Genomic DNA, 25,846 nt, shown 5'->3' with positions numbered 1-25,846 from the left:
CGTTCAGAGCCGGAATTGCCGCACCGCACCGCTCAGGTCACCGGCCAGGCGCGCCAGGTCGGTGCTGGCGGCGGCGGTCTGCCCGGCCCCGGCGGCGTTCTGGGTGGACAGGTCGCGAATGCTGGTGAGGTTGCGATCCACCTCGCGGGCCACCTGGGCCTGCTCCTCGGTGGCGGCGGAGATGCTCAGGTTGCGCTCGGTGATCTGCCCGATGTGGCGACCGATCTCGGCCAGGGCCTCGCCGGCGGCCGCGGCCACCTCCAGGCAGACACCAGCCTGCTGATTGCTGGTGGCCATGGCGTCCACCGCCTTGCCGGCGCCGCCCTGGATGGCGCCGATCATGTCTTCGATCTCGCCGGTGGACTGCTGGGTACGGGCCGCCAGGGCGCGCACCTCGTCGGCCACCACGGCAAAGCCGCGACCCGCCTCACCGGCACGCGCGGCTTCGATGGCGGCGTTGAGCGCCAGCAGATTGGTCTGCTCGGCGATGCCGCGGATGACGTCGAGCACCCCGCTGATGCGTTGCACCTGGGCGGCCAGGCCGTCGATCTCGCCACTGCTGGAGGTCACGGCGCCATGCAGGGCGTGGATGGTGGTGAGGGTCTCCTCGACCCGGCGCTGACCGAGGTCGGCCGAGGTGCGCGAATCCTGGGCGGCGGCGCTGGCGGCGGCGGCGTTGCGCGCGACCTCCTCCACCGCGGCGGTCATCTGGTTGACGGCGGTGGCCGCCTGGGCCAGTTCATCGTTCTGCCGCTGAATGCCGCGCAGCCCGGTATCGGTGACCGTCGACAGCTCTTCGGAGGTGGATGCCAGGGTGGTGGACGACAGGGTCAGCCGCTCCAGGGTGCCGCGCAGGTTGTCCTGCATCCGCGCCATGGCCGCCAGCAACCGGCCGGGTTCGTCGCGGCCGTCCGGCTCGACGATCCGGCTGAGGTCGTTGGCGGCGATGCGCTCGGCCACCGCCAGGGCCTTTTCCAGCGGCCCGGTGAGACTGCGGGTAAAGCGCCAGGCCAGCAGCAGGGTACCGGCCAGGGCCGCCACCATCACCGCCACGGTGATGGCGATGGCGTTGTGGTAGCTGGCCATGGAAGCAGCGGCCAGCCGCGTGACCTTGCCGTCGACCACCCCGGCGAGTTCGTTGACGGTAGCGCTCAGGGCATTGCCACTGTGGGCCATTTCGCCGTCCTGCCCGGCCAGCTTGAGCAGCTCGGCGTCGTTCTGGTCGTCCAGCGCCTTGAGATATCGATTCTGGTTGTTCAGGTAGGTGGCCAGCTGGCCGGTCATCCGGGTGTAGACCTCCCGCCCGGTGTCGGTGAGCAACAGGGCGTCGAACTGGCGCACATGCTGTTCCAGGCTGGCCTTGGCCGCCTCGATGGCCTTGTGCACCGCCTGGGTCTCGGCGTTGGAGCTGGCCAGCATCAGGCCCTGGTTGTGCATGCGCAGACTCAGCAGATCGGCGCGGATCTCGCCGATGGTCTGGACGCTGGGGATGACATTGCCGACGATCTGCTCCTCGCCCTCCTTGATGACGCGATTCTGGCCCAGGGAAAACAGCCCGAGGCCGATCACCAGCAGGGCGAAGAAACCAAAGGCAACCAGGGCCCGCGGGGCGATGTTGAGGGAGCGTAGCTTCACCGGGAAGACCTCGAAAAAATGATTAGCCCCCTCATGATCGGCCAAACGGCGCCAGGCTTTAGGGTTCGCTGGCGCCGGATGAATGTTTTATCGCCTAGGCCTCCCCCGCCTCGCTCAAGCGCGTCTGCGCCAGCCGTTTCGCGCCGGCCACGTCGGCCTTGCCGGTCCCGAGTTTCGGCAGGCTGTCCACCGCCAGCCAGGCCGAAGGCAGCAGCAGTCCGCTCACCCCCTGGGCCAGCAGGGTCTTTTCCACCGCGGCGCCGTCCAGGGTGCCGGTATGCAGCACCACGATGCGCTCGCCCTTCCTGGCATCCGGCAGATTGACCGCCTGCAGCTCGATCTCCGGATCGGCCACCGCCTTGGCCAGGGCCTGCTCCACGGCGCCCAGGCTGACCATCTCGCCGCCGATCTTGGCGAAGCGCGAATAGCGGTCGACGATGGTGAGAAAGCCGTCCTCGTCCAGCCGACCCTGGTCGCCGGTCACGTACCAGCGCTCGCCGTCGATCTCGCGGATCGCCTTGGCGGTGCGCTCGGGATCGTTCAGGTAGCCCTGCATCAGTTGCGGCCCGCCGATCAGCACCATGCCGGCCTCGCCGGTGGGCAATTCGGCAAGGGTCTGGGGGTCGACGATCTTGAAGCCGGTCCCCGGCAGCGGCATGCCCACGGTGCCGAGCTTGCCGCCGCGCTGCACCTGCAGGTAGCTCATGTCCAGGGCATCGGGCAGGTTGACCGAGGCCACCGGCGCGGTCTCGGTGGCGCCGTAGCCCTCGTAGATGTCCTGGTTGAACTTGAGCTTGAAGGCTTCGCGCACCGCCGGATCCAGGCGCTCGGCACCGGCCACCACGATGCGCAGACTCTCCAGCATCAGCGGATGCACCTTGGTGTTGCGCACGAACAGCCGCAGGAAGGTCGAGGTGCCGCAGAGCACCGTGGCGCGGTGGGTCGCCACCGCCTTGGCGATGCCAGCCACGTCGGTGGGATCGGCCTGGCAGACCACCGGCACCCCCTCGATCAGCGGCAGGAACTGGGTCACGGTGAGGCCGAAGGCGTGGAACAGCGGCAGCGAGGCCATGAAGACGTCGTCGTCCTGGGTGTTGAGCACGTCCGAGGTCTGCTTGAGATTGGCCATGAGGTTGCTGTGGCTGAGCATCACCCCCTTGGGCGTGCCCTCGCTGCCACTGGAGAAGAGGATCGCGGCGGTGGCCTCGGGATCGTGGGCGCGACTCACCAGCACCTGCAGCATGGCGGTGGGCAACAGCCAGACCGCCAGCCAGTTGGCCAGTAGCTCGGCCTTGCCGATGCCGGCGCGCAACTCCTCCAGATCCACCACCTCGCGTCCGGCCAGCAACTCGTCCACCGGCAGGCCGCGCTTGCGCAGGCGGTCGAGGAAGCGCGTCGAGGTGTAGACGGTACGGATACCGGCCTGGTCCAGGCCGGATGCCAGCGCCTCAGGCGTGGCCGTGTAGTTGAGATTGACCAGGGTCTTGCCGGCCAGCAGCACCGCCATGTTGGCCAGCATGCCGCCGCTGCTGGTAGGCAGCAGCAGGCCGAGATTGGCCTCGGGCCGCTTGCGCATCCGCCGCGCCAGGCAGGCGGCGCCGGTAAGCGCCTGGGCGGCCTTGAGCGGAGCGCCCAGGTCGTCGATCAGCGCCAGGCCATTGGGCCGGCGCTTGACGCTGGCGACCCAGGCATCGGCCAGCGACGGCAGGCCCTGCATGTAGCGCTCCCAGGAGCGGATCGACAACTCGAAGATCCGCCGCTTGAGCACATCGGCCGGAGTGTCCTTGGGCAACGCCTTGCCGAAGGCCACCACCACCTCGCGGTGCAGCGGGCTGTCTCGCAGCTCCTTGAGCTTGCTGGAAGAGCGCGAGAACTGGCTGCCCCAGAGGCCGCGCAGGTAGAAGGGCACGATCTGCACCTCGGGACCGACCCGCTCGCAGGCCTTTTCATAGCCGCGGCGGAATTCGCCGAGCTGACCGGTGCGGCTGATCGCCCCTTCCGGAAACAGGCAGACCACCTCGCCGGCGCTCAGCAGCCCGGCCACCTGCTCCAGCGCCGCGCCGGCGCCGGTACCCTGGGCGATGGGCAGGCAGCCCATGGCCTTGAGGAAGGGCTTCAGGTACCAGCGCTCGTAGATGGCGCGCAGCATCACGAAGCGTACCGGGCGCGGACTGGCGATCTGCACCATGGCCCAGTCCACCCAGCTGATGTGATTGCCCAGCAGCAGCACCCCGCCCTGGGCCGGCAGGTTCTGCAGGCCCTGCACCTGGATGCGGTAGTGCCGGGTGACCATCAGGCCGAGCAGGAAACGCACCAGGCTCTGGGGCAGCTTCCACACCGTGTAGGCGCCGCCGATCAGCGCCACGGCGGCGATCAGCAGCAACAGCCAGCGACTGTCCAGACCGAGCAGGGCGATCACCGCGGTGAGCACCAGAAAGCTCAGCATGGCGACGTTCTGCACCCAGTTGTTGGCCGCCAGCACCGTACCGAGCTGATCCTCGCGGGCATGGAACTGGATCAGGGCGTTGAGCGGGACGATGAACAGCCCGCCCATCAGGCCGATGAAGATGAAGTTGAGCGCATGCACCCAGGCCGAACTGGGCGCCGGCAGCCACCACAGGCCGAGGGCGATGCCCAGGGCGCCCACCGGGATCAGCCCGGTCTCGATGCGCCCGCGGGAGGCCCGACTGGCCAGCGCCGAGCCGATCGCGATGCCGATGCCGGCGCAGGCCAGGATGCCCTGCAACAGCAGCACGTTGTCGATGCCCAGATGATCCTTGGCATAGGCCGGAAAGCTCGCCAGCAGCACCTGGCCCACCGACCAGAACACCGCCAGGCCGATGATCGACAGGCGGATCACCGGATTCTCGCCGATCACCGCCAGGTTGCGTCGGGCGGTCTGCAGCCGCAGATAGGCATGCCAGTCGAAGGGCTCGCGCGGCCTGGGCTCTTCCAGCAGCGGCAGGCGATAGAGCAGCGCCACCTCGGCCAGGCTGCAGAGCACCAGCAGCCAGCCCAGCGGGGCGATGTCCTGCAGGATCGCATGGGGCGTGGCCTGGCCCTCGCCCAGGTGCAGCTGGAAGAAGGCGGTGAAGACCACGGTGCCGGCGAGAATGGCGATGATGGAATTGGCCTGCACCAGGCCATTGCCCTCGGCCAGCCGCTGCTTGCCGAACAGCGCCTTGATGTAGCCGTACTTGGCCGGCGAATAGAAGGTCGCCTGGATGGCCAGCAGGAGCGTCATGGCGAAGGCCAGTTCGAACAGCCCGGCATAGTAGGCCAGGGTGATGCCCAGGGTGATGGCCACCGCCGCCCAGCCGCCAAGGCGCAGCACCCGGACCTTGGCGAAGCGATCGGCCACATGGCCGGAAGGACTGAACAGCAGGATGAAGGGCAACAGCATCATGCCGTTGACCAGGGCGGTCAGCACCACCTGAGTGGAACCGTCATAGACCTTGAACACGGTGTTCTGGATGACGATCTTGTGGCCAAGATCGACGAAGGCGTTGAGAAAGACGGCGATCAGGTAGGGCCAGGCCCCCTTGATCCGGTGCAGCTTGTCCATGCGGAGTCTCTTTCGAGCAGGGGAATCCGTAGCCTGAGTGAGACGCTCTGGCAGCGCAAGCAGCGCCATTGGTCAACAAATATGCGAATCAGGGCTATACAAGCTCGTGAAAGCGAGTATGGTGTGGGCACTGCTACTGCAATAGTTACTCGATACCTGCTTGATGTTGCTTCATTTTCATCTCCTGGCTCGTCTCACTCTCGCATTACAGTCCCGCTAGCGAATGTCTCGCTAACGTGGTTGTTCCCCCTACACCCTGGAGATACTCATGTCCAATCGTGAAAATGGCACCGTCAAGTGGTTCAACGATGAAAAAGGCTACGGCTTCATCACCCCGGAAAGCGGCGCCGACCTGTTCGTGCACTACCGCTCCATCGAAAGCGCCGGCTTCAAGAGCCTGAGCGAAGGCCAGAAGGTCACTTTCGTGGCTGTCAAAGGCCAGAAGGGTATGCAAGCTGACCAGGTTCAAGTCGTCTAACGACTGATCCGGTTGCAGAAAGGCCCCACTTCGGTGGGGCTTTTTCGTTTCTGGGATTTAATGTTTCAGCCGGCTTTACCGCGCTTCACGCCGCCTCTTCTCTTGGGCACCCCAAGATGCAGGCGCGCCCAACGCCCCTTCCAGCAGGGCGAACGCAATCGTTGCGTAAGGGGTCGAGCGGCATGGATGCCGCGAGAGTCGCGAGGGCCAGGGAAGGCCCTTCGCGGCGGGCCCCTGGAGCGACGATGGAGAGAACGGACCCCGGCGCAGCCGGGGCCGGATGGCGGGGCAAGCGTTTTTGGTTACTTTTGTCCGGGGCGCGCAGCCGCGACTGGCAAAAGTGACTCGCCCGAGGGGGCGAAACAAGGGGTGGCCGCAAACCTCGATAATCAGCCAATCAGCCCAGGCATTGGCTCAGCACTTGTCATACGCCCTTTCTAGCGCCTCGTTGAGCGTCCGCAATACCTTCACCCGCGCGAATCTCTTGTCGTTGGCCTCCACCAGCGTCCAGGGCGCGATGGCGGTGCTGGTCTGCACCACCATGTCGTTGACCGCCTGGCTGTAGAGGTCCCACTTGTCCCGGTTGCGCCAGTCGTCCTCGGTGATCTTGAATCGCTTGAAGGGCGTTTCCTCGCGGGCGCGGAAGCGCTCCAGCTGGGTGTCCTGGTCGATGGCCAGCCAGAACTTGGCCAGCACGAGGCCGGCGTCGTGGAGCTGTTCCTCGAAGTCGTTGATCTCGCCATAGGCACGCTGCCAGTCGGCGGCGGAGGTCAGCCCCTCGACCCGCTCCACCAGTACCCGGCCGTACCAGGAACGATCGAAGATGGTGAAATTGCCCTGCCGCGGGATATGCCGCCAGAAGCGCCAGAGATAGGGCTGGGCCAGTTCTTCGTCGCTGGGCGCGGCGACCGGGACGATGCGGTACTGTCGGGGATCCAGGGCACCCGTGACGCGGCGGATGGCGCTGCCCTTGCCAGCGGCATCATTGCCCTCGAAGGCCGCCACCAGGGCATGGCGGCGATACTTCTTGTCGCGCAGCCGCCGCGCCAGCCGGGCCTGCTCGGCGAGCAGCTGGTCGTCGTAATCGGCCTTGTCCAGGCGCTGACTCAGGTCCATGGCCTCCAGCACGCCGCGGCCATCGACCGGCGGCGGCAGCACCGCGGCGGCTTTGCGCTGCTTGCGCGGCTTGTTGGCCAAGGCGCGCTGCAGCGCCTTGAGCAGCACGGTGCCGACGGTCAGGCTGCGAAAGCGCTCGTCGAAACCGGGCACCACGTGCCAGGGGGCATAGTCCTGATGGGTTCGCCGCACCACGCGCTCGCCCTCCTTGACGAAGCGGTCGTAAACCTTGGCCTGGCGCCAGTCCAGCGGACTGAGCTTCCAGCCCAGGCGGGGATCGTTCTTGAGGTGCTTCAGGCGCTGCTTGAGCTGGGGCTTGGAGAGGTGGAACCAGAACTTGAGGATCAGCGCGCCTTCGTCGGCGAGCATGCGCTCGAAACGTTCCGCCTGGCCGATGGCGGCATCTAGCTCGACACGACTGAGTTCCTTGTTGACCCGGCCGTGCAGCATCTGGCTGTACCAGTTGCCAAAGAACACGCCGATCCGCCCCTTGCCCGGCAGGCGCTGCCAGTAGCGCCACGCCGGCGGATGCTGGCGTTCCTCGTGGCTGGGCTGCAGAAAGGTCTCGACACGGATCAGGCGCGGATCCATCCACTCGTTGAGCAGCTTGACGGTCTCGCCCTTGCCCGCCCCCTCGATGCCATTGATCAGCACGATCACCGGGAAGCGGCCTTGGGTCTTGAGTTCGTACTGGGCGGCCAGCAGCGCCTCGCGCAGCTTGGGCAGCTTGGCGTCGTAGGTGGCCTCGTCGAGCAGGTGTTCGTTTTCGGCGGCTTCGAACATCCGGATCTCCTTGCGCGGGTGGTCGGGCAACTATAGCCCTTCTGACCGACCCGGCGGCAGGCGGTGCCCGAGCCGACATCCATGACCGAAATATGACGATTAAATGAAATTTGGCATCTCCCGCTGTTGTAGCGGTCTTCCCACCGTTAGGCTCCCGCGCAGAGCGGGTCTGCAGTCCACCCATAAGGAGAGTTCGATGGCCTTTCGTTTCGATGCGCGGCAACCGGCTGACGAGGAAGTCCGCCGCGTGGTGACGGATCGTCTGGGACAGGCTGAGGCGTCCCTGTCCAGCGGTACCCCCAAGGGCGTGCACGAGACGCGCAAGCGCCTCAAGGAATTGCGCGCCCTCCTGCGGCTGCTGCACGGCGCCCTGGGCAAGCGCGCCTTCGCCAGTCGTAATCGGCACCTGCGCGATCTCGGGCGCGAGCTGTCCTCGCTGCGTGACAGCGCCGCCCTGGTGGAAAGCTGGGACAAGCTGGGCGAGTCCGATCGCAAGAGATTCGCCTCGCCGGCCATGAAGCGCGTGCGCCAGCGCCTGCAGGAGCGCGCCGACCAGCAGATCGCCGCGGCCAGCGGCCATCCCGCGTTGCTCGAGGCGCTGACCGCCCTGCGTGAGGAGGTGGCCGGCTGGAAACTCGCCGGCAAGGGCTTCGCCCTCTTCGCCCGCGGCCTGGAAGACAACTACAAGGCCGGGCGCCAGGCGCTCAAGACCGCGCGCGACAAGCCCACCGACGATACCCTGCACGACTGGCGCAAGCGGGTGAAGGATCACTGGTATCACACCCAGTTGCTTGCCGCGGCCTGGCCGGCGGAGTTCAAGACGCGGCAGAAGAGCCTCAAGCGTCTTTCGGAATACCTGGGCGACGATCACGACCTAGCGGTGATGCAGCAGCTGTTGGTGGACGAGCCGACCCTGTTCGGCGCCAGCAACACCCGCCTGGCCATCGGCGAAAGCCTGGCCCAGCAGCGCGAGCGGTTGCAGGAGAAGGCCTTTTCCCTGGGCCTGCGCCTCTATCTGGACAAGCCCACGGCCCTTGCCGAGCGCTGGCGCGATCTCTGGCGCCTGGCCAGTCGCCCCTATGTGCCGCGCAAGGTCAAGGGTAGGCCCAAGTCGGCACCGGTCGGGCTGTTGCCGCACCTGGTCGAAGAATCGTCAGTCTAACGCCTGGGCCAGAGGGGATCTGTAGCGTCTGGTGGTGGTCCAACCCTGGGCATACCACCACGACGAGGTCTCGCGATGAAATCCAAGCTGCTCGCTTCCCTGTTTGCCTGTTCCGTCCTGGCCAGCACCGCGGCCCTGGCCGACCAGCCCGGTGCCGACTGGATGCCCATGAACGACGTCAAGTCCAAGCTCATGGAGCAGGGCTACACCTCGATCAGCAAGATCGAAGCCGATGACGGTCAGTGGGAAGGCGAAGGCATGAAGAAAGATGGTATGAAGTACGACTTCCATGCCGACGCCAAGACCGGCAAGATCACCAAGGAAAAGATGGACATGTGATCCCCCGGGGATCCGATCGCGCGGTCGGATCCCTCTCTGCACCTGCCTCTTCCCACGCTTTCCGCCCGGTCGGCCCGTCCTGAGCCGTCTTCTCGTCACCTAGGAACCTTCATGTACAGTACCGCTTTGGTCGAGCTGCTGCGCACCCATGAGCGGCCGCTGCTCGATGCCTGGATCGGCGCCCAGCGCGCGGCCGGCATGCGCATCGACCTGCTCGACGAAACCACCATCCTGGCCAATTCCGCCGAGTTGCTGCGGCGGATCACCGTGGCCGCCGCCCAGGGCCTGGGCAATCTGCGCGAGCCGCACTGGCAGCCGGTACGGGCGCTGCTGGAGCGCTTCTCCTTCGACCAGAGCCGTGCGGGCCTGACGCCCGCGCAGACGGCGACCTTCGTCTTCTCGCTCAAGGAACCGCTGTTCAAGCTGATCCAGAACGAGTGCGACGACCCGCTCGCCGAGATCTGGGCCGCCACCCGGCTGATCGACGATCTCGGTCTGTACAGCATGGAAAGCTACATGAGCGGCCGCGAGACGGTGATCCGCGAGCAGCAGGAAAGCATGCTGGAACTGTCCACCCCGGTGGTGGAACTGTGGGATGGCATCCTCGCCATCCCGCTGATCGGGGCGCTGGACAGCAACCGCACTCAGGTGGTGATGGAGTCGCTGCTGGAAAAGATCGTCCAGACCGAATCGGACATCGCCATCATCGATATCACCGGCGTGCCCACGGTGGATACCATGGTCGCCCAGCACCTGCTCAAGACGGTGACCGCCGCCCGCCTGATGGGTGCCCAGTGCATCATCAGCGGCATCCGTCCGCAGATCGCCGCCACCATCGTCCACCTGGGCGTGGACCTGGGCGATGTGATCACCAAGGCGTCCCTGGCCGATGCCTTCCGCCTGGCCCTGCGCCAGCAGGGCGTGCGCCTGGCCGCCCCGGTAAGGGTCTGAGGAACGCGCCATGATCGAGCGGATTCCGATCCTCAAGCTGGGCCCCTTCCTGCTGCTGAGCATCCAGGTCGACATGCACGACCAGCTGGCGCTGGACCTGCAGGAAGACCTCACCGAGCAGATCGTGCGGCACAAGGCCAAGGGCGTGCTCATCGACATCTCGGCGCTGGAAATCGTCGACTCCTTCATTGGCCGGATGCTGTCCCATATCGCCCAAGTCTCGCGCATCCTCGATGCCAAGGTGATCGTGGTCGGCATGCAGCCGGCAGTCGCCATCACCCTGGTGGAGCTGGGGCTGTCGCTGGACGGCATCGCCACGGCGCTGAACATGGAAAAGGGCATGCGCCGACTGGAAGCCATGGTCGCCGCGGACGAATCGCTGGAGGAGTCAGAGGGTGGCGAAGACACAGACGCTTCCACTCCGCCAGGAGACTGACATCGTGCTGATCCGTCAGCAGGTGCGCAAGGTCGCCGAAGCCATCCGCCTGGGCCTGATCTCCCAGACCAAGATCGTCACCGCGGCCAGCGAAATCGCGCGCAACGGCCTGGTCTACGGGCTGGGGGGCGAATGCCTGATCGAGGAGACGCTGCGCGCCGGCAAGCCGGCGATCCGCCTGGTGATCCGTGACCAGGGTCCGGGCATCGCCGATCTCGACCGCGCCATGGTCGACGGCTACACCTCGGGCAAGGGCCTGGGCCTCGGCCTGTCCGGCTCGCGACGGCTGGTGGACGACTTCCACATCGACAGCCAGCCCGGCCAGGGCACCACCGTCGAACTCTGGAAGTGGCGATGAGCGACCAGCCGTGCAGCCTGGTGCTGCCGGTGACTACCACGGTCCACGTCGATGCCGCCCGGCGCGCCCTGGTCCGGCTGGCCGCCAGCGTCACCACCGATGAAACCCTGCTCGGGCGCCTGACCATCGTCGCCCAGGAGCTGGGCTACAACCTGGTTCGCCATGCCGGGCATGGCGAGCTCCTAGCCACCCTGAGCGGCGAAGGCGTGCTGGATGTCCTGGCGGTGGATCGCGGCCCGGGCATGCATGACGTCGCCCGCTGCCTGAGCGATCACTACAGCACGGCGGCCACCCTGGGTGCCGGTCTGGGGGCGATCCGCCGGCAGTCCGATGTCTTCGACATCCATTCGCGACCGGGCCAGGGTACGGTGGTGCTGGCGCGCTTCCATCTGGCCGGAGTGCCCGGTACCCGGTTGCAGCATGGCGCCCTGTGCACGCCGCACCCCGAGGAACAGGTCTGCGGTGACACCTGGGCGGTCAGCGGACGGCGCCTGCTGGTGTGCGACGGCCTGGGGCATGGCCAGCAGGCCGCCATGGCCAGTCGCCGGGCGCGGGAGGTGTTCCTGCGCCATGGCGCGCACCTGCCGCTGCAGCGGCTGATGGAGAATCTGCACCAGGCGCTGATGGACACCCGCGGCGCCGCCCTGGCGCTGGCCGAGCTGGACCCGGATCAGGGCCAGGTGAGCTTTTGCGGCATCGGCAACATCGCCGGACGCCTGCTCGGCAACACCTCGCGCAGCCTGGTGTCCAACAACGGCACCCTGGGCTACCGGATCGGCCGGATCCAGACCTATACCTACCCCTGGACACCCGGCACCCTGCTGGTGCTGAACTCCGATGGACTGACGTCCAAGGTGGGACTGGCCGAGCACTCCGGGCTCGGGGCGCGGCATCCGGCCTTGATCGCCGCCCTCCTGCACCGTGACTTCCGGCGCTCCGCCGACGATGCCACCGTTTTGGTACTCAAGCATGTCTGACGTCTTGCCCCTGCTGACCCTCGCCCTGCGCAGCGAGCAGGACATCGTGCACTGCCGCCAGGCCGCCAAGCGCCTGGCCGCGGCCCTGGACTGGCCGGTGCTGGAGCAGATCCGCCTGGCCACCGCGGTCTCCGAACTGGCGCGCAACATCCATCAGTACGCCGGCAGCGGTCAGTTCGACTTCGCCCTGCTGCGTGACGAAGGCCAGCGCCTGCGCGGCCTGGAGGTGCGGGCGGTCGACCAGGGCCCAGGCATCGCCGAGATGGAGGCCATCCGCGCGGGCAGCTATCGTTCCAGCACCGGCATGGGCATCGGCCTGCGCGGCGCCCAGCGGCTGTTCGATGACTTCGACATCCAGACCTCCCCTGCCGGCACGCGCATCACTGCCCGCAAGTACCAGGCGCCACGCGCCTTTCCCGAGGCGGCGCTGCTGCAGGCGCTGACGGCTGAATTGCAGGGCAGTCCGCCAGCGGATCCCTATCAGCAGATCCGCCTGCAGAGCGAAGAGCTGCTGCTGACCAACACCGAACTGCAACTGCGCCAGTCGGAACTGGAGGTCACCAACAAGGAACTGGAAAACACCAACCAGGGGGTGGTGGCGCTCTATTCCGAACTGGAAAAGGCCACCCAGGAACTCAAGGAGGCCAGCGAGGCGAAGACGCGCTTCTTCTCCAACATGACCCATGAATTCCGCACCCCGATCAACATCATCGAGAATGTCGCCAAGCTGCTCGCCAGCGGCGTGGACGGGGCGCTCAATGCCGAACAGCAGCGCCAGGTGCGCTTCATCAGCGACGCGGCGCTGGAACTGGCCAACCTGGTCAGCGAGCTGCTGGCCCTGGCCGAGGTGCAGTCCGGACGACTGACCGTCGTGCCCCAGCCCTTTGCCCTGGCGCCCTTCATCGATCGCCTGGAACAGTTCGCCGCGGCCCTGGCGCCGCGCTATCCCCAGGTCAGTTTCAGCGTCGCCCCGCCGCCTGCCGAAGTGCTGCTGGATACCGACGAAAGTCGGCTGTTCCAGGTGCTGCGCAACCTGATCTCCAACGCCTTCAAGTACACCCCCCGGGGCCAGGTGCGCATCCAGGTATTCCAGCCGGACGACGCCAGCCTGGAATTCTTGGTGGAAGACAGCGGCATCGGCATCGCCGCCGCGGATCAGCAGAAGATCTTCGAGGAATTCGAGCGCATCCGCTCGCCGCACCTGACCCACATCGAGGGTACCGGCCTGGGCCTGCCCCTCGCCCAGCGTCTGGCCGTGCTGCTTGGTGGCGAGCTGTCCCTCGACAGCGCGATCGGGCGCGGCAGTCGCTTCACCCTGCGTTTGCCACGTCACTACGCCAGCCACCGGGCTGCCGCGCCGGAACCCGATCTCAGCGGCCTCACGGTGCTGGTGATCGAGGACAACGAAGGGGATCGCTATCTGGTCCGCCGCACCCTCGAACGCCTCAATCCGGTCCTGCTGGAGGCCGACAGCGCTCGCAGCAGCCTGGATCGCCTCAATGCCGTGCGCCCGGACATCATCATCCTCGACCTCGACCTGCCCGACATCAACGGCGAGGACCTGCTCGCCAGCATGGACTGGAGCATGCACCGGCGGGTGCTGATCAATACCGCCCAGCCGCTGGACGAGGCGGGTTGCCAGCGGCTGCAGGACTATTGCCACGCCATCCTGTTCAAGCATGCCCCCGATCACGCCGAGCGGCTGCTGGCCGAGGTCTGCGCCCTGGCGCGGAGCCTGTCCGATGACTAGCGCCCTGCGCCGCATCGTCATCATCGACGACACCGAAGCCAATCGCTATGTGCTGCGCAAGATCCTCGTCAGCCAGCGCCACTATGAGGTCCTGGAAGCGGCCAGCGGCGCCGGCGGCCTGGCGCTGATCGACGCATCCGTCGAGCTGGTGATCATCGACGTCAATCTGCCGGACACCACCGGCTTCGAGCTGATCCAGGCCATCGAGCGCAAGTGCGGCTGGGGCCGGTTGCCGGCCATCATCAACATCTCGGCCACCTTCGTCTCCGGCAAGGACAAGGCCCAGGGCTTCAACACCGGGGCCCAGGCCTACCTGACCCACCCGATCAATCCGGAAGAGGTGCTGGCCACCGTTGGCGCCCTGCTCAAGGCCAGCTCCCGGGTCGGGCACATGGAGCAGCAGCGCAATTCAGCCATCGCCCGCAGCGAGAACCTGCAGGCGGAAAAGGTCATGCTCGAACGCTTCATGAGATCGCTCAATCACGACCTGCGCTCGCCACTCACCGCCGCCACCATGGTGGTCAACCTGATGCAGCGCAGTCCGGCGCGGCGTACCGACGATCTGCTGCAGACCCTGCACGACAACCTGCAGCGCATGAACCAGATGATCACCGACGTGCTCGACATCAGTCACATGAGCCTGGGTGGTGGTGTCCGCCTCAGCGGCGATCCGCTGGTGCTGGGTCCGCTGCTGAACGAGGCCGCGGCCAATCTGCAGCTGCAATTCAGCAACCCCCTCGACCTGCAGGTGGAGACGCCGGAGCTGGAGGTTCTATGGGACAGATACGCCTTTCTGCGCATCTTCGACAACCTGGTGCTCAACGCCGCCAAGCACGGCGAGGCGGGGACGCCGATCCGGGTCCGCCAGTGGCTGGCGGATGACCAGGTCATGCTGGAGCTGCGCAACCTTGGGCAGTTTCCCGACGAAGTCCTGGCCAACCTCGCCACGCCCTATTTCATCTCCACCCGCAGCGACAAGCGCGGCTGGGGCCTGGGCCTGCCCATCGTCAAGGCGCTCAGCGAAAGCTTCGGCGGCGAGGTGCGCTTCGCCAACGGCGCGGGCGAGGTGGTCATCACCCTGCACCTACCGCTGCGGCTGGCCTAGCGACTTTCAGGGTAACGCGCTGTGATAATCCTGGCGCCGGTAGCGTGGAAAACCGCGCAGCGTGTTCCACTGGGGTAAGACGAGGGCCTCGGAGACGTGGACAAGGCTGCGTCGTTGTCCACGCTACGGTGCCACCTCTGGCTGTTGGGCTGCGACGGTGGAGCTGTCTTAGCCCAACCTACGATCGTTAGAGATCGCTTTCTTCGACCTTGCGGACCTTGCTGGCGTCCAGGGTGTAGGACGCCTCGGCCAGGGCGTTGTCGACCGCCTCGGTGTGCAGGGTGCCGATGACCCAGTAGGGCTCGTAGATGTCGGGAAGCGGCACGCCCTTGGGGTAGCGCACCAGCACGATCTGGTTGGGCGGCGGCGGCGGGACGTGGATGCAGGCGCCCGGATAGGGCACCAGGAAGAATTCGCGGAAATTGCCCTTGGCGTCGGTCTCAAGGGGTACCGGAAACCCTCCCAGGCGCACGTTCCTGCCATTCAGGGCAGCCACGGTGCGGGTGGAGTGCATCACCTCGGGCAAGCCACTGTCCTTCTGCTTGAGTCCGCCGGGCGAGCCGAAACCACCAGGGGCCTCGGGGCTGTTGTGGCTGATCTCGGGCATGGTTTCCAGGGCGTGACGATCCTCTGCGGTGAGCAGGTCGAGCCAGTTGGTTTCCGGCGGTTCGCCCTTGGCGGCGTGGGTCAGCAACGGCAGGCTGGCGAGCAGCAGGGTGATGAGCAGTCTGGGCATGGTCGGCGGGTCGGACACAAAAGTCCGAGTGTGCGGCGCGCCAGGTCAGGGGTCCAGCCCCAGGGCCGCAAAGCGGGGCCTCGCCCATGAAAAAGCCCCTGGGTCGACGGGCGACACCAGGGGCAGAAACGCGGTGCTGCGAAGCGGCGTCTTAGAACCTGTTCACGATCTTAGCGACGCTTGGTCACCATGCCGTAGATGAACAGCACGATGATGGCGCCGACCACGGCACCAATGAAGCCTGCGCCTTCACCGGCGCGGTAGATGCCCAGTGCCTGGCCCAGGTAGGTGGCGACCACGGAGCCGACGATGCCCAGGATGATGGTCATGATCCAGCCCATGCTGTCGTCGCCCGGCTTCAGGAAGCGGGCAACCAGGCCGACGATGAGACCGATGATGATGGTTGCGATGATGCCCATGTGAAGAATCCCCTGTTTAAGTGCTGGTAAGACAACGCCGGTCAGCAGGCGTCGTTGTACTCTCCGACCACCGGTGATCCTTCGAGGTTCAGGGAAAAACGGCTTCCGTGTGCGGAAGCCGTTGGGCATCAGTCCTGGATCAGGGCTTCCAGGGCAGCGATGCGGGTCTGCAGGGTTGCCGCATCGGCGCTGCGCAGGGTGGCGTGACCGACCTTGCGCCCGGCCTTGAAGGCCTTGCCGTAGTGGTGCAGGTGGCAGTCTTCCAGGGCGGTGACGGCGGCCACCGGCGGTACCGAGCCGATGAAGTTGACCATGGCGCTTTCACCGACCTTGGCGGTGGAGCCCAGCGGCAGGCCGGCCACGGCGCGCAGGTGGTTCTCGAACTGGCTGCACTCGGCGCCTTCGATGGTCCAGTGCCCGGAGTTGTGCACGCGTGGGGCGATCTCGTTGGCCTTGAGGCCACCCTCGACCTCGAAGAATTCGAAGGCCAGCACGCCGACGTAATCGAGCTGTTCCAGCACGCGGCGGGCATAGTCTTCGGCCAGGGCCTGCAGCGGGTGGTCGGAACTGGCCACCGACAGGCGCAGGATGCCGCTCTCGTGGGTGTTGTGCACCAGCGGATAGCAGGCCACCTCGCCATCACGCCCGCGCACGGTCACCAGGGAGACCTCGCCGGTGAAGGGCACGAAGCCTTCCAGCAGCAGGGGGACGCTGCCCAGTTCGGCGAAGGCGCCGGTGACGTCTTCCGGCTGGCGCAGGACCTTCTGGCCCTTGCCGTCATAGCCCAGGGTGCGGGTCTTGAGTACCGCCGGCAGGCCGATACGGGCCACGGCGGCATCCAGGTCGGCCTGGGAGAGGATGTCGGCGAACGCCGGCGTGGGGATGCCCAGGTCGCGGAACATCGACTTCTCGAACAGGCGATCCCGAGCGATGCGCAGGGCTTCGGCGGACGGATAGACCGGCACGAACTGCGCGAGGAAGGCCACGGTCTCGGCCGGGACGCTCTCGAATTCGAAGGTCACCAGATCGACCTCGTCGGCCAGCTGGCGCAGGTGGTCCGGGTCGCCGTAGTCGGCGCGCAGGTGTTCGCCCAGGGCGGCGGCGCAGGCATCCGGCGCCGGGTCGAGAAAGGCGAAGTTCATGCCCAGCGGCGTGCCAGCCAGGGCGAGCATGCGGCCCAGCTGGCCGCCACCGATGACGCCGATCTTCATGCCTGCTCCCTCGGATCGGGATTGTCCAGCACGGTGCGGGTCTGCTCGTCGCGGAAGGCGTTCAGCCGCTCGTGGTACTCGGGATGCTTGCCGCCGAGGATGCTGGCGGACAGCAGCGCGGCGTTGATGGCGCCGGCCTTGCCGATGGCCAGGGTGGCGACCGGCACACCGGCGGGCATCTGCACGATGGACAGCAGGGAGTCGACGCCCGAGAGCATGGACGACTGCACCGGCACGCCGAGCACCGGCAGGTGGGTCTTGGCGGCGCACATGCCCGGCAGGTGGGCGGCGCCACCGGCGCCGGCGATGATCACCTCGATACCGCGCCCGGCAGCCTCTTCGGCGTACTGGAACAGCAGGTCGGGGGTGCGGTGGGCGGAGACCACCTTCACTTCGTGGGGAATGCCCAGCTTGTCCAGCATGTCGGCGGTGTGGCTCAGGGTGGACCAGTCGGACTTGGAGCCCATGATCACGCCTACGAGTGCGCTCATCGTCGTGCCTCTGAAATGAAGAAGCCACGCGGTGGACGTGGCTTGGGAAATGAGCGGGACAGTATAGACGAAAGCGGGGCGGAGCGTGCCCCTGCACCGGGTATCGCCTGTCGCGTGCAGGACAGGCCATGGCGCCCTTGGGATGGGGGGTGGTGTGGGGTGAAAGGTACGGACCAGAGGGCTGGATGATTCGGGGGGGATCGCCTTGAAGAGCGCCCTCACCCCAGCCCTCTCCCGCAAGCGGGAGAGGGGGCGGATTAGCGTAGCTTGAGAGCTCGGGTGTTCCGGTTCCCTGCGGCGACAAGTCATGCTGAAGCGTTGTGTTTATCGCGGCCATGGGCCGCTCCTACAGGTTCAGACACGACTGTAGGAGCGGTCGCTACGGCGCACCGGCATGGCCGCGATTAAGGCAGAGCGGTCGCAGCGGCGAACCACCATAGCCGCGATAAGCCCAGCCTCAGATCCCCACGTCCGGCAGTTGCGGGCGGGTTTCCAGGGCCTTGGCCATCAGCCGTTCGACGAAGGCGCGGTCCGTGTCGGGCAGGGCCAGGCGGGGCGGACGGGTCAAGGCACTGCCGCGGCCGGCGAGTTCTTCGCAGAGCTTGATGCACTGCACCAGGTCCGGGCGGGCGTCCAGGTGCAGCAGCGGCATGAACCACTCGTAGAGCGGCATGGCGTCGGCGAAGCGACCGGCCTTGGCCAGGCGGAAGATGGTTTCGCCTTCGGTGGGGAAGATGTTGGACATGCCCGAGACCCAGCCCTCGGCGCCTACGGCGATGCTTTCCAGCACCACGTCGTCGAGACCGGCGAAGAGCACGAAGCGGTCACCCACCTCGTTGCGCACGTCGATGAAGCGGCGGGTATCGCCGGAGGAATCCTTGAAGCAGACGATGTTGTCGACGTCGGCCAGGGAGATGAGGATGTCCGGGGTGACATCGTTCTTGTAGATCGGCGGGTTGTTGTAGACCATCAGCGGCAGGTCGAGGGCGCTGGCCACGCTGCGGAAGTGCGCGGCGGTCTCGTGGGGCTTGGCCGAGTAGACCAGGGCCGGCATGAGCATGATGCCGTCGGCGCCGGCGCGCCCTACCGCCTGGGCGGTGCGGGTGGCATTGAGGCTGGTGAATTCAGCCACGCCGCAGATCACCGGCACGCGACCGCCGGCAGCGTCCTTGGCGACCTCCACCAGGGAGATCTTTTCTTCCAGGGTCAGGGAGGTGTTCTCGCCCACGGTGCCGCACATCACCAGACCGGAGACGCCATCGCGCACCAGATTGCTGATCACGCCATGGGTCTTTTCCAGGTTGACCGAGAAGTCGTCGTTGAATTGGGTGGTGACGGCGGGAAAGACGCCGCTCCAGTTGACGCGGGGAGTGCTCATGCGGGGGTTTCCTCCAGACGGGAACGGGGCTTGAGAGAGTCGCGGTATTGCCGGGGCGACAGGCCGGTGAGACGGCGGAACTGACGGCTGAAGGCGCTGTGGTCGGTATAGCCACAGGCCAGGGCCACTTCGGTGACGGGCAGATCGCGGGCCAGCAGGCGCGAGGCGGCGTCGAGCCGGGCCTTGTGCAGCAACTGCTGGGGCGTGAGGCGCAGGATGCGCTTGCACTGGCGTTCGAGCTGGGAGACCGACAGGCCGACTCTCTGACTCAGTTCGCCCACCGAGAGCGGCTGGGCATAGTGCTCGCGCAGATAGCGATCGACCTCGGCCACCTTGGCGTGGGCCGGATGATCGGCGGCGGGCGCCTGCAGATCGTGGGAGATGCCGGCCATGCCCATCAGCTGGCCCTGGGCGTCGTGCAGCGGCAGCTTGCGGGTCAGGCACCAGCCCGGGGTACGCCCGGCATAGAGGTGCAATTCCAGCTGGTCATCCAGCGCCAGGCCTTCGCGCAGCACGCGACGATCCTGTTCGGCGTAGGCGCCACCCAGGGGCGCCGGGAAGACTTCCTCGGCGGTCTTGCCGAGCAATTCGCTGACGTCCTCGTAGCCGCAGCGCTGGGCCAGGGTCAGGTTGACCAGCACATAGCGCGCGTCCAGGTCCTTGACGAAGAACACCACGCCGGGGATGGCATCGAGCAGCGGCGCCACTAGACTCAGGCTGGCCAGCAGCGCAGGCAGGTCGGCGGGCCGGGCGCGGCTCAGGGCGTCCAGGTGGGCGGCGGCATTCATCTCTCGTCCTCGGTCAGGGCCAGCAGGCTGTCGATACGGGTGGGTTGCAGGGGAAAGCGCGGCGCCGGCGGCGTCCAGCCCAGCAAGACGCGGGTGGCCTGGCCGCAGATGCGGCCCTGGCAGGCACCCATGCCGCAGCGGCTGCGCAGCTTGGCCTGGGTCCAGTCGGCGTGGCCGACCAAGGCGCCGAGGGCGACGTCCTCGCAACGGCAGACCAGGGTATCCGGCTGGGCGAGCCGGGCAATGGCCGGATTCAGGGCGAAGGTGCGCGCCAGCTGGGCGGCGAAGCGGCGCCAGGCACGGGCCTCGGTCTGCGCGCCAGCGATGGCGCCGAGCTTGTCACTGGCGACCAGGCCGGCGATACGGCCGGTGGCCTGGGCCAGTTCGTTGCCGCCGATGCCGGTGCATTCACCGGCGGCCAGGATGTGCGGCTGGCTGGTACGCTGATGGTCATCCACCGCCACGGCGCCGTCCAGGGTCGCGCAGCCCAGGCTCTGCGCCAGTTCGACATTGGGTACCAGGCCGTAGCCACAGGCCAGGCGGTCGCAGGCGACCTCCCAACGACGGTCGCCCTGGCGCAGGCGCACGGCTTCGAGACGCTCGCTGCCGAGTGCCGCCTCGACCCAGGTGCCGGGGCTATAGCGAGGAGTGGCCAGGGTCAGCGCCTGGCGCAACTTGTTCGGCCAGCGCCAGAGCTGCAGGCCGAATTCGACTAGGGCGCGGCGCGCGGCCTGCTCGGCGACCAGGGCGACCCGGGCACCCGCCTGGCGCGCGGTAGCGGCGCTGGCCAGCAGCAGCGGACCGGTGCCGGCGACGACGACGCGCTCAGCGGCCACTTCCACGCCCCCCTTGATCAGCGCCTGCAGGCCACCTGCGCCGGTCACCCCAGGCAGGGTCCAGCCGGGGAACGGCAGCAGCAGTTCGCGGGCGCCGGTGCAGAGGATGAGGGTATCGAAACTCAGGGTCCGGCTGCCGTGGGCGTCTTCCAGCAGCAGCTGGTGCGATCCCAGGACCGCGGCGACGCGGGTCTGGGTGAGCAGGGTGACGTCCGCCGGCAACTGACCGACTTCGGCGGCGACCTGGCCCATCCGGGCGCGCCAGATCTGGCCGCCGGGCAAGGGATTGTCGTCCAGCAGTATCAGGTTCAGGCCGCGGCCACTGGCGGCGCGGGCGGCGGCGAGACCGGCCGGGCCGGCGCCGATGATGAGCAGGTCGCAGCTCGCGCTATTCATGACAGGCGCTCCACCTGCATGCCGTCCTGGCACGGCGTCTGGCAGGCCAGGCGGCGTACGCCGTCGACCTGTACCCGGCACTCCTGGCAGATGCCCATGCCGCAGAACGGTGCCCGGGCTTCTCCGCCTACCGAACGGCGCGCGGCGGGATTGCCGCTCTTGGCCAGCGCGGCGGTGAGCAGGCTGCCAGGGCGAATCTCCAGGCGCTCGCCATCGATGAACAGGGTCAACATGCCTGGCTCCTCGGCACGGTGGTGAAACGCGCCGGTGCGAAGGGTTCCACGTGGAACGTCGAAGGCTCGCCGAATAGCCCGTTGGCGATGGCTTCGGCAGTGGCCGGGGCAGTAGTGACGCCCAGGCCTTCGTGACCGACCGCCAGCCACAGACCGGGCTGTTCGGGATGGGCGCCGATCAGCGGCAGGCCATCGGGACTGGCGGCGCGCTGGCCGGTCCAGCCACGGATCAGCGAGGTATGGGTCAGGCCGGGCAGATAGTCCAGGGCACGGCGCAGCAGCTGGCCAACCACCGCAGGCTCCACCGCCATGTCCGGACGCTCGAATTGCCGCGACGAGCCGATCAGCAGTTGCCCGGTAGGTCGCGGCTGGACATTGAAAGCCACCGAGGCACCGCTGCTGGCGTGGGCGCTGGCGCCATAGCCAATCTCCACCAGCTGGTGGCGGACCTGCTCGGGATAGCGATCGGTGATCAGCAGATGGCCCTTCTTGGGCACCAGCGGCAGGTCCGGGCAGAGACTGGCGGCTTGCAGGCCGGCGGCGAGCACCACGGCATCGGCGGTCAGCCAGCGACCGTCGTCCAGGCGGACGCGCCGGCTTTCGACCGCCGTCACCCGGGCACGCTGGAATTCGATCAGCGGCGAGCGCTGCAGCAGCCAGGCGGCCACCACCGGCGCATAGAGCAGGCCATCGCCGGGCACCTCCAGACTGCCAGCCAGGGTGGTCAGCGCCGGCTCGGCAGCGGCGGTGGCGGCCGCATTCAAGGGCTGGTTGGCGACGCCCTGGGCGTCCAGACGCTGGCGCTTCGCGTCGATCAGATCCAGCTCGGCTGCGTCGCGCGCCAGCCAGAGGGTGCCGCAGTTGCGGTAGTCGGCGGCGCTCGGCAGCTGGGGCACCAGCTCACGCCAGAGCGCCAGGGAGCGCGCGCTCAGGGTCAATTCGGCGGGGTCGTCGTCCATCACCACCAGGTGGCCCATGCCGGCGGCGGAGGCGCCAGGCAGGCCGGCATCCAGCACCCGCACCCGGCAGCCGCGCGCGGCCAGGGCCGCGGCGCAGCTGGCGCCGATGATGCCGGCGCCGACGACGAGGACCTCCGCCACGGACTTCACCCCGGGATACCCCAGGCGAAGGGATCGTCGGCGGCCAGCAGCAGGGTCGCCTCGGCCATGACATGGGCGCGGCCGCGGATCACCGGCAGGATGCGACCCTCGTCGCCGGGCTGATAGTGCGCCTCGAAACGACTGCCGATGACACTGGCCTGCTGCCAGACGGCTCCGGGCGCCAGGTCACCGTCGGCCGCCAGGCACGCCAGCTTGGCGCTGGTGCCGGTGCCGCAGGGCGAACGGTCATAGGCACGCCCCGGGCAGAGCACATAGCTGCGACTGTCGGCGCCGTCCGGATCCTCGGCGAAGAGTTCGATATGGTCGATATGGCCGCCCTGGTCGCCAGTGATACCGGCGGCCTCCAGCGCGCCCCGCAGGGCCAGGCTGAAGGTGAGCAGGCCGTCGAGGTTGTCGGCGGCGATGCGCTGGCCGTGATCGGCACAGAGGAAGAACCAGTTGCCACCCCAGGCGATGTCGCCGCTGACCGGGCCATGGCCGGGAATCTCCACCTGGACGGCCTGGCGATGGCGATAGGCCGGGACGTTGCGCACGCTGACGCTGCCGTCGTCATGCAGGGTGGCGGTGACATCGCCGACCGGGGTCTCGATCAGGTGATCGCCAGGGCCGATCCGGCCGAGATGAGCCAGGGACACTACCAGGCCGATGGTGCCGTGGCCGCACATCCCGAGGTAGCCGACCTCGTTGAAGAACACCACGCCAGCGCTGGCGGCAGGAGATACCGGCTCACAGAGCAGGGCGCCGACCAGCACCTCGTTGCCGCGCGGTTCGCGCATGCAGGCTCGCCGAAAGGCGTCATGCTCGCCGGCCAGCAGGGTGCGGCGCTCGGCCATGCTGCCCTGGCCGAGCTCGGGAAAACCATCGAGAACCAGGCGGGTGGGTTCGCCGCCGGTATGGGAGTCGATGACGCGGATGCGCTGCATGGCTGACCTCCGTGAGAGAGGTGCCAGTGTCGCGCAGACAGGCGCAAAAGGCTTGCAGGACGTCGGCTAACCAAAAGCCGATATCAGCATAGTTGACTACCGTCGATCAGCCGCCGTGGCTTTGACTTTCGAGATGTCGCCAGACCTGCTGCACCAGTCGCTTGCGCAACAGGGCACAGCGGTAGAGGCGGATTTCCAGGCCGACCTGCCAGGCGGCATCGCCACACACGGCCAGTTCGCCGCGGGCCAGTTCCGCCGCCACCGACAGCTGCGGCACCCAGGCCACGCCCAGGCCCTGTAGCGCCATGGTCTTGAGGCTGTCGGCCATGGCGGTTTCGTAGAGGGTGACGGCGCGCAGCTTGCGCTGGCGCAGGAGCAGATTCACCGAGCGACCGAGGAACGCACCGGCGCTGTAGGCCAGCAGGGGAACGCTGCTCTGCCCGTCCAGCTGGAACATCGGTCGGCCTTCACCATCGGTGGCGCAGACCGGCAGCATGGCGGTATGCGCCAGGTGCAGCGACGGAAACAGCTCCGGATCCATCTGCAGCGCGGCGTCGGGATCGTGGAAGGCCAGCATCAGGTCACAGGCGCCGTCGCGCAGGGCGTGGATGGCGTCGCCGACGTTGGTGGCCACCAGCCGGCTGGCCAGCGCCAGGCCCTGGCCACGCAGCCCGGCGATCCACTGCGGAAAGAAGCCCAGGGCCAGGGAGTGGGCGGCAGCGAATTGCAGCACCTCGCCCTGCCCGCCTTCCAGGTGATGCAGATGGCGCACCGTCTCGCCCAGTTGCTCCACCACGCTGCGCGCCGTGACCAGAAACAGCTGACCGGCCTCGGTAAGGCTGATCGGAGTATGGGATCGGTCCACCAGGGTCAGGCCGACGCTTTCCTCCAGCGCGCGGATGCGCCGGCTGAAGGCGGGCTGGGTGACGAAACGCTTTTCGGCGGCCTGGGAAAAACTGTGGGTGGCCGCCAGGGCCACGAAGTCTTCCAGCCATTTGAATTCGATGTTCATGGCACCCATACGTCGTCTGCTCTCGCGAGGTCACAACCAGAGTTATGCCGATCCGGCATGAGGCTTGGCGGATCGGCATTGGCGGCGATCGGCTGGCAGGCCTAGATTCTAAAGCATCGCGGCGCCTGCCGCTCGATCGAAGCCCAACGCTATCATGTCCGACTCTGCATCATCCGTCCGCCTCGAAAAAGATCTTCTCGGTACCCTCGACGTCCCCGCCGATGCCTACTACGGCATCCAGACCCTGCGCGCCGTGCAGAACTTCCGCCTCTCCGGCGTGCCCCTCGGTCACTACCCCAAGCTGGTGGTGGCCCTGGCCATGGTCAAGCAGGCGGCGGCGGACGCCAACCACCGGCTCGGCCACCTGCCGACCGAAAAGCACCAGGCGATCGTTGATGCCTGCTCGCGCATCATTCGCGGCGAATTCCACGATCAGTTCGTGGTGGACATGATCCAGGGCGGGGCCGGCACCTCGACCAACATGAACGCCAACGAGGTGATCGCCAACGTCGCCCTGGAGCTGCTCGGCCACGCCAAGGGCGAGTATCGCCATCTCCACCCGAACAACGACGTCAACATGGCGCAGTCGACCAACGACGCCTACCCCACCGCCATCCGCCTGGGTCTGTTGCTCGGCCATGACGCCCTGCTCGCCAGCCTGGACAGCCTGATCACCGCCTTCGCCGCCAAGGGCGTGGAATTCGCCGAGGTGCTGAAGATGGGTCGCACCCAGCTGCAGGACGCGGTGCCCATGACCCTCGGCCAGGAATTCCATGCCTTCGCCACCACCCTGGGCGAAGACCTGGCGCGCCTCAAGACCCTGGCGCCGGAGCTGCTCACCGAGGTCAACCTGGGCGGTACCGCCATCGGCACCGGCATCAACGCCGACCCCGGCTACCAGCTGCTGGCCGTGCAGCGCCTGGCGGACATCAGCGGCCAGCCGCTCAAGCCCGCCGCCGACCTGATCGAAGCCACCTCGGACATGGGCGCCTTCGTGCTGTTCTCCGGCATGCTCAAGCGCACCGCGGTGAAGCTGTCGAAGATCTGCAACGACCTGCGCCTGCTCTCCAGCGGTCCGCGCACCGGCATCAACGAGATCAACCTGCCGCCGCGTCAGCCGGGCAGCTCGATCATGCCGGGCAAGGTCAATCCGGTGATCCCCGAGGCGGTCAACCAGGTGGCCTTCGAGATCATCGGCAACGACCTGGCGCTGACCCTGGCGGCCGAGGGCGGCCAGCTGCAGCTCAACGTCATGGAGCCGCTGATCGCCTACAAGATCTTCGACTCCATCCGCCTGCTGCAGCGCGCCATGGACATGCTGCGCGAGCACTGCATCACCGGCATCACCGCCAACGTCGAGCACTGCCGCCGTCAGGTGGAGCACTCCATCGGCCTGGTCACCGCGCTCAATCCCTACCTGGGCTACGAGACCTCCACCCGCATCGCCAAGACGGCGCTGGAAACCGGTCGCGGCGTGCTGGAGCTGGTGCGCGAGGAAAATCTGCTGGACGAGGCGACCCTGGACGACATCCTGCGCCCGGAAAACATGATCGCCCCGCGGCTCGTACCGCTGAAGGCCAAGGTCTGAGTCCCGCACGCCAGACCTGAGCGGTAACCGACGGCAACTCCCCGCGGGCGCGGTATCCT

General features: G+C 67.3%; 24 protein-coding genes. 10 read left to right on the top strand and 14 right to left on the bottom strand.

Annotated elements, in window-relative coordinates; all coding sequences use genetic code 11:
• Positions 1-3 precede the first annotated feature (3 nt).
• Complete coding sequence (locus PVZ72_RS01430) at positions 4-1,635, bottom strand: methyl-accepting chemotaxis protein (protein ID WP_273861025.1); 1,632 nt, start codon at positions 1,633-1,635, stop codon at positions 4-6.
• Between the two features lie 94 nt (positions 1,636-1,729).
• On the bottom strand, positions 1,730-5,200 hold the full coding sequence (locus PVZ72_RS01425; protein WP_273861024.1) for an acyl-[ACP]--phospholipid O-acyltransferase: 3,471 nt from the start codon (positions 5,198-5,200) through the stop codon (positions 1,730-1,732).
• Between the two features lie 268 nt (positions 5,201-5,468).
• Between PVZ72_RS01425 and PVZ72_RS01420 the strand changes: the two genes are divergently transcribed.
• Complete coding sequence (locus PVZ72_RS01420; protein ID WP_007160189.1) at positions 5,469-5,678, top strand: cold-shock protein; 210 nt, start codon at positions 5,469-5,471, stop codon at positions 5,676-5,678.
• Between the two features lie 414 nt (positions 5,679-6,092).
• Here the strand turns inward: PVZ72_RS01420 and pap are convergent, their stop codons facing one another.
• Positions 6,093-7,577: a polyphosphate:AMP phosphotransferase gene (gene pap, locus PVZ72_RS01415; protein WP_187980706.1), complete on the bottom strand. Its 1,485-nt coding sequence runs from the start codon at positions 7,575-7,577 to the stop codon at positions 6,093-6,095.
• A gap of 196 nt (positions 7,578-7,773) precedes the next feature.
• Between pap and PVZ72_RS01410 the strand changes: the two genes are divergently transcribed.
• The 8 genes from PVZ72_RS01410 (at position 7,774) to PVZ72_RS01375 (ending at position 14,655) form a co-directional block, all read left to right on the top strand.
• Positions 7,774-8,739, top strand: coding sequence for a CHAD domain-containing protein (locus PVZ72_RS01410; RefSeq protein ID WP_273861023.1), 966 nt, complete (start codon positions 7,774-7,776; stop codon positions 8,737-8,739).
• A gap of 75 nt (positions 8,740-8,814) precedes the next feature.
• The gene (locus tag PVZ72_RS01405) at positions 8,815-9,078 is read left to right on the top strand and encodes a PepSY domain-containing protein (protein ID WP_059313049.1); all 264 of its coding nucleotides are present in this window, start codon (positions 8,815-8,817) and stop codon (positions 9,076-9,078) included.
• Positions 9,079-9,189: 111 nt separating this feature from the next.
• Positions 9,190-10,029: an STAS domain-containing protein gene (locus PVZ72_RS01400; protein ID WP_273861022.1), complete on the top strand. Its 840-nt coding sequence runs from the start codon at positions 9,190-9,192 to the stop codon at positions 10,027-10,029.
• 10 nt (positions 10,030-10,039) lie between these two features.
• Positions 10,040-10,465 (top strand): STAS domain-containing protein, encoded by a 426-nt coding sequence (locus tag PVZ72_RS01395; protein ID WP_133860268.1) that lies wholly within the window; start codon positions 10,040-10,042, stop codon positions 10,463-10,465.
• 4 nt (positions 10,466-10,469) lie between these two features.
• The gene (locus PVZ72_RS01390; protein ID WP_007160183.1) at positions 10,470-10,823 is read left to right on the top strand and encodes an ATP-binding protein; all 354 of its coding nucleotides are present in this window, start codon (positions 10,470-10,472) and stop codon (positions 10,821-10,823) included.
• A complete protein-coding gene (locus PVZ72_RS01385; RefSeq protein WP_273861021.1) occupies positions 10,820-11,800 on the top strand; it encodes a SpoIIE family protein phosphatase in 981 nt (326 codons plus the stop codon). Before PVZ72_RS01390 ends, PVZ72_RS01385 begins: the two co-directional genes overlap by 4 nt.
• Positions 11,793-13,550 (top strand): ATP-binding protein, encoded by a 1,758-nt coding sequence (locus tag PVZ72_RS01380; RefSeq protein ID WP_273861020.1) that lies wholly within the window; start codon positions 11,793-11,795, stop codon positions 13,548-13,550. The genes PVZ72_RS01385 and PVZ72_RS01380 overlap by 8 nt, the downstream gene beginning before the upstream one ends.
• Positions 13,543-14,655, top strand: coding sequence for a hybrid sensor histidine kinase/response regulator (locus PVZ72_RS01375; RefSeq protein ID WP_187980711.1), 1,113 nt, complete (start codon positions 13,543-13,545; stop codon positions 14,653-14,655). Before PVZ72_RS01380 ends, PVZ72_RS01375 begins: the two co-directional genes overlap by 8 nt.
• Before the next feature lie 187 nt (positions 14,656-14,842).
• Here PVZ72_RS01375 and PVZ72_RS01370 read toward each other — a convergent pair whose 3' ends face one another.
• From PVZ72_RS01370 to PVZ72_RS01320, 11 genes are all read right to left on the bottom strand, one after another.
• Positions 14,843-15,391, bottom strand: coding sequence for a DUF3299 domain-containing protein (locus PVZ72_RS01370; protein WP_187980712.1), 549 nt, complete (start codon positions 15,389-15,391; stop codon positions 14,843-14,845).
• 170 nt (positions 15,392-15,561) lie between these two features.
• Positions 15,562-15,810, bottom strand: coding sequence for a GlsB/YeaQ/YmgE family stress response membrane protein (locus PVZ72_RS01365; protein ID WP_007160058.1), 249 nt, complete (start codon positions 15,808-15,810; stop codon positions 15,562-15,564).
• A gap of 128 nt (positions 15,811-15,938) precedes the next feature.
• Positions 15,939-17,021, bottom strand: coding sequence for a 5-(carboxyamino)imidazole ribonucleotide synthase (locus PVZ72_RS01360; RefSeq protein ID WP_208693383.1), 1,083 nt, complete (start codon positions 17,019-17,021; stop codon positions 15,939-15,941).
• Positions 17,018-17,512 carry a 5-(carboxyamino)imidazole ribonucleotide mutase gene (gene purE / locus PVZ72_RS01355; protein ID WP_059316745.1) on the bottom strand — a complete coding sequence of 165 codons (495 nt, stop codon included), beginning with the start codon at positions 17,510-17,512 and terminating at the stop codon, positions 17,018-17,020. The genes PVZ72_RS01360 and purE overlap by 4 nt, the downstream gene beginning before the upstream one ends.
• A 457-nt stretch (positions 17,513-17,969) precedes the next feature.
• The gene (locus PVZ72_RS01350; RefSeq protein ID WP_241807486.1) at positions 17,970-18,890 is read right to left on the bottom strand and encodes a dihydrodipicolinate synthase family protein; all 921 of its coding nucleotides are present in this window, start codon (positions 18,888-18,890) and stop codon (positions 17,970-17,972) included.
• Positions 18,887-19,678 carry an AraC family transcriptional regulator gene (locus PVZ72_RS01345; RefSeq protein WP_133860158.1) on the bottom strand — a complete coding sequence of 264 codons (792 nt, stop codon included), beginning with the start codon at positions 19,676-19,678 and terminating at the stop codon, positions 18,887-18,889. Before PVZ72_RS01345 ends, PVZ72_RS01350 begins: the two co-directional genes overlap by 4 nt.
• Positions 19,675-20,910: an NAD(P)/FAD-dependent oxidoreductase gene (locus PVZ72_RS01340; protein ID WP_273861019.1), complete on the bottom strand. Its 1,236-nt coding sequence runs from the start codon at positions 20,908-20,910 to the stop codon at positions 19,675-19,677. Before PVZ72_RS01340 ends, PVZ72_RS01345 begins: the two co-directional genes overlap by 4 nt.
• Entirely contained in the window at positions 20,907-21,143 is a 237-nt protein-coding gene (locus tag PVZ72_RS01335; RefSeq protein ID WP_027600458.1) for a (2Fe-2S)-binding protein, read from the bottom strand. Before PVZ72_RS01335 ends, PVZ72_RS01340 begins: the two co-directional genes overlap by 4 nt.
• The gene (locus PVZ72_RS01330) at positions 21,137-22,252 is read right to left on the bottom strand and encodes an NAD(P)/FAD-dependent oxidoreductase (RefSeq protein ID WP_273861018.1); all 1,116 of its coding nucleotides are present in this window, start codon (positions 22,250-22,252) and stop codon (positions 21,137-21,139) included. Before PVZ72_RS01330 ends, PVZ72_RS01335 begins: the two co-directional genes overlap by 7 nt.
• Positions 22,249-23,187, bottom strand: coding sequence for a 4-hydroxyproline epimerase (locus PVZ72_RS01325; RefSeq protein ID WP_273861017.1), 939 nt, complete (start codon positions 23,185-23,187; stop codon positions 22,249-22,251). Before PVZ72_RS01325 ends, PVZ72_RS01330 begins: the two co-directional genes overlap by 4 nt.
• A gap of 106 nt (positions 23,188-23,293) precedes the next feature.
• Positions 23,294-24,199, bottom strand: coding sequence for a LysR substrate-binding domain-containing protein (locus PVZ72_RS01320; RefSeq protein WP_187980717.1), 906 nt, complete (start codon positions 24,197-24,199; stop codon positions 23,294-23,296).
• Between the two features lie 154 nt (positions 24,200-24,353).
• Here PVZ72_RS01320 and aspA point away from each other — a divergent pair, with 154 nt between their 5' ends.
• On the top strand, positions 24,354-25,787 hold the full coding sequence (gene aspA / locus PVZ72_RS01315) for an aspartate ammonia-lyase (protein WP_133860164.1): 1,434 nt from the start codon (positions 24,354-24,356) through the stop codon (positions 25,785-25,787).
• Positions 25,788-25,846 lie beyond the last annotated feature (59 nt).

This window comes from Pseudomonas sp. LA5 (assembly GCF_028640825.1).
Classification (GTDB): Bacteria; Pseudomonadota; Gammaproteobacteria; order Pseudomonadales; family Pseudomonadaceae; genus Chryseomonas; species Chryseomonas aestiva.
This window is presented reverse-complemented; position numbering and strand designations above follow the sequence as displayed.

Bases quoted from the DNA above. Each gene is read 5' to 3' on its own strand.
- PVZ72_RS01395 (WP_133860268.1), top strand. From the start codon at position 10,040: ATGATCGAGCGGATTCCGATCCTCAAGCTGGGCCCCTTCCTGCTGCTG.
- PVZ72_RS01405 (WP_059313049.1), top strand. From the start codon at position 8,815: ATGAAATCCAAGCTGCTCGCTTCCCTGTTTGCCTGTTCCGTCCTGGCC.
- PVZ72_RS01320 (WP_187980717.1), bottom strand. From the start codon at position 24,199: ATGAACATCGAATTCAAATGGCTGGAAGACTTCGTGGCCCTGGCGGCC.
- PVZ72_RS01385 (WP_273861021.1), top strand. From the start codon at position 10,820: ATGAGCGACCAGCCGTGCAGCCTGGTGCTGCCGGTGACTACCACGGTC.
- PVZ72_RS01350 (WP_241807486.1), bottom strand. From the start codon at position 18,890: ATGAGCACTCCCCGCGTCAACTGGAGCGGCGTCTTTCCCGCCGTCACC.
- PVZ72_RS01400 (WP_273861022.1), top strand. From the start codon at position 9,190: ATGTACAGTACCGCTTTGGTCGAGCTGCTGCGCACCCATGAGCGGCCG.
- PVZ72_RS01360 (WP_208693383.1), bottom strand. From the start codon at position 17,021: ATGAAGATCGGCGTCATCGGTGGCGGCCAGCTGGGCCGCATGCTCGCC.
- PVZ72_RS01365 (WP_007160058.1), bottom strand. From the start codon at position 15,810: ATGGGCATCATCGCAACCATCATCATCGGTCTCATCGTCGGCCTGGTT.
- PVZ72_RS01340 (WP_273861019.1), bottom strand. From the start codon at position 20,910: ATGAATAGCGCGAGCTGCGACCTGCTCATCATCGGCGCCGGCCCGGCC.
- PVZ72_RS01420 (WP_007160189.1), top strand. From the start codon at position 5,469: ATGTCCAATCGTGAAAATGGCACCGTCAAGTGGTTCAACGATGAAAAA.
- aspA (WP_133860164.1), top strand. From the start codon at position 24,354: ATGTCCGACTCTGCATCATCCGTCCGCCTCGAAAAAGATCTTCTCGGT.
- PVZ72_RS01375 (WP_187980711.1), top strand. From the start codon at position 13,543: ATGACTAGCGCCCTGCGCCGCATCGTCATCATCGACGACACCGAAGCC.
- PVZ72_RS01335 (WP_027600458.1), bottom strand. From the start codon at position 21,143: ATGTTGACCCTGTTCATCGATGGCGAGCGCCTGGAGATTCGCCCTGGC.
- PVZ72_RS01325 (WP_273861017.1), bottom strand. From the start codon at position 23,187: ATGCAGCGCATCCGCGTCATCGACTCCCATACCGGCGGCGAACCCACC.
- PVZ72_RS01410 (WP_273861023.1), top strand. From the start codon at position 7,774: ATGGCCTTTCGTTTCGATGCGCGGCAACCGGCTGACGAGGAAGTCCGC.
- pap (WP_187980706.1), bottom strand. From the start codon at position 7,577: ATGTTCGAAGCCGCCGAAAACGAACACCTGCTCGACGAGGCCACCTAC.
- PVZ72_RS01370 (WP_187980712.1), bottom strand. From the start codon at position 15,391: ATGCCCAGACTGCTCATCACCCTGCTGCTCGCCAGCCTGCCGTTGCTG.
- PVZ72_RS01345 (WP_133860158.1), bottom strand. From the start codon at position 19,678: ATGAATGCCGCCGCCCACCTGGACGCCCTGAGCCGCGCCCGGCCCGCC.
- PVZ72_RS01380 (WP_273861020.1), top strand. From the start codon at position 11,793: ATGTCTGACGTCTTGCCCCTGCTGACCCTCGCCCTGCGCAGCGAGCAG.
- PVZ72_RS01425 (WP_273861024.1), bottom strand. From the start codon at position 5,200: ATGGACAAGCTGCACCGGATCAAGGGGGCCTGGCCCTACCTGATCGCC.
- purE (WP_059316745.1), bottom strand. From the start codon at position 17,512: ATGAGCGCACTCGTAGGCGTGATCATGGGCTCCAAGTCCGACTGGTCC.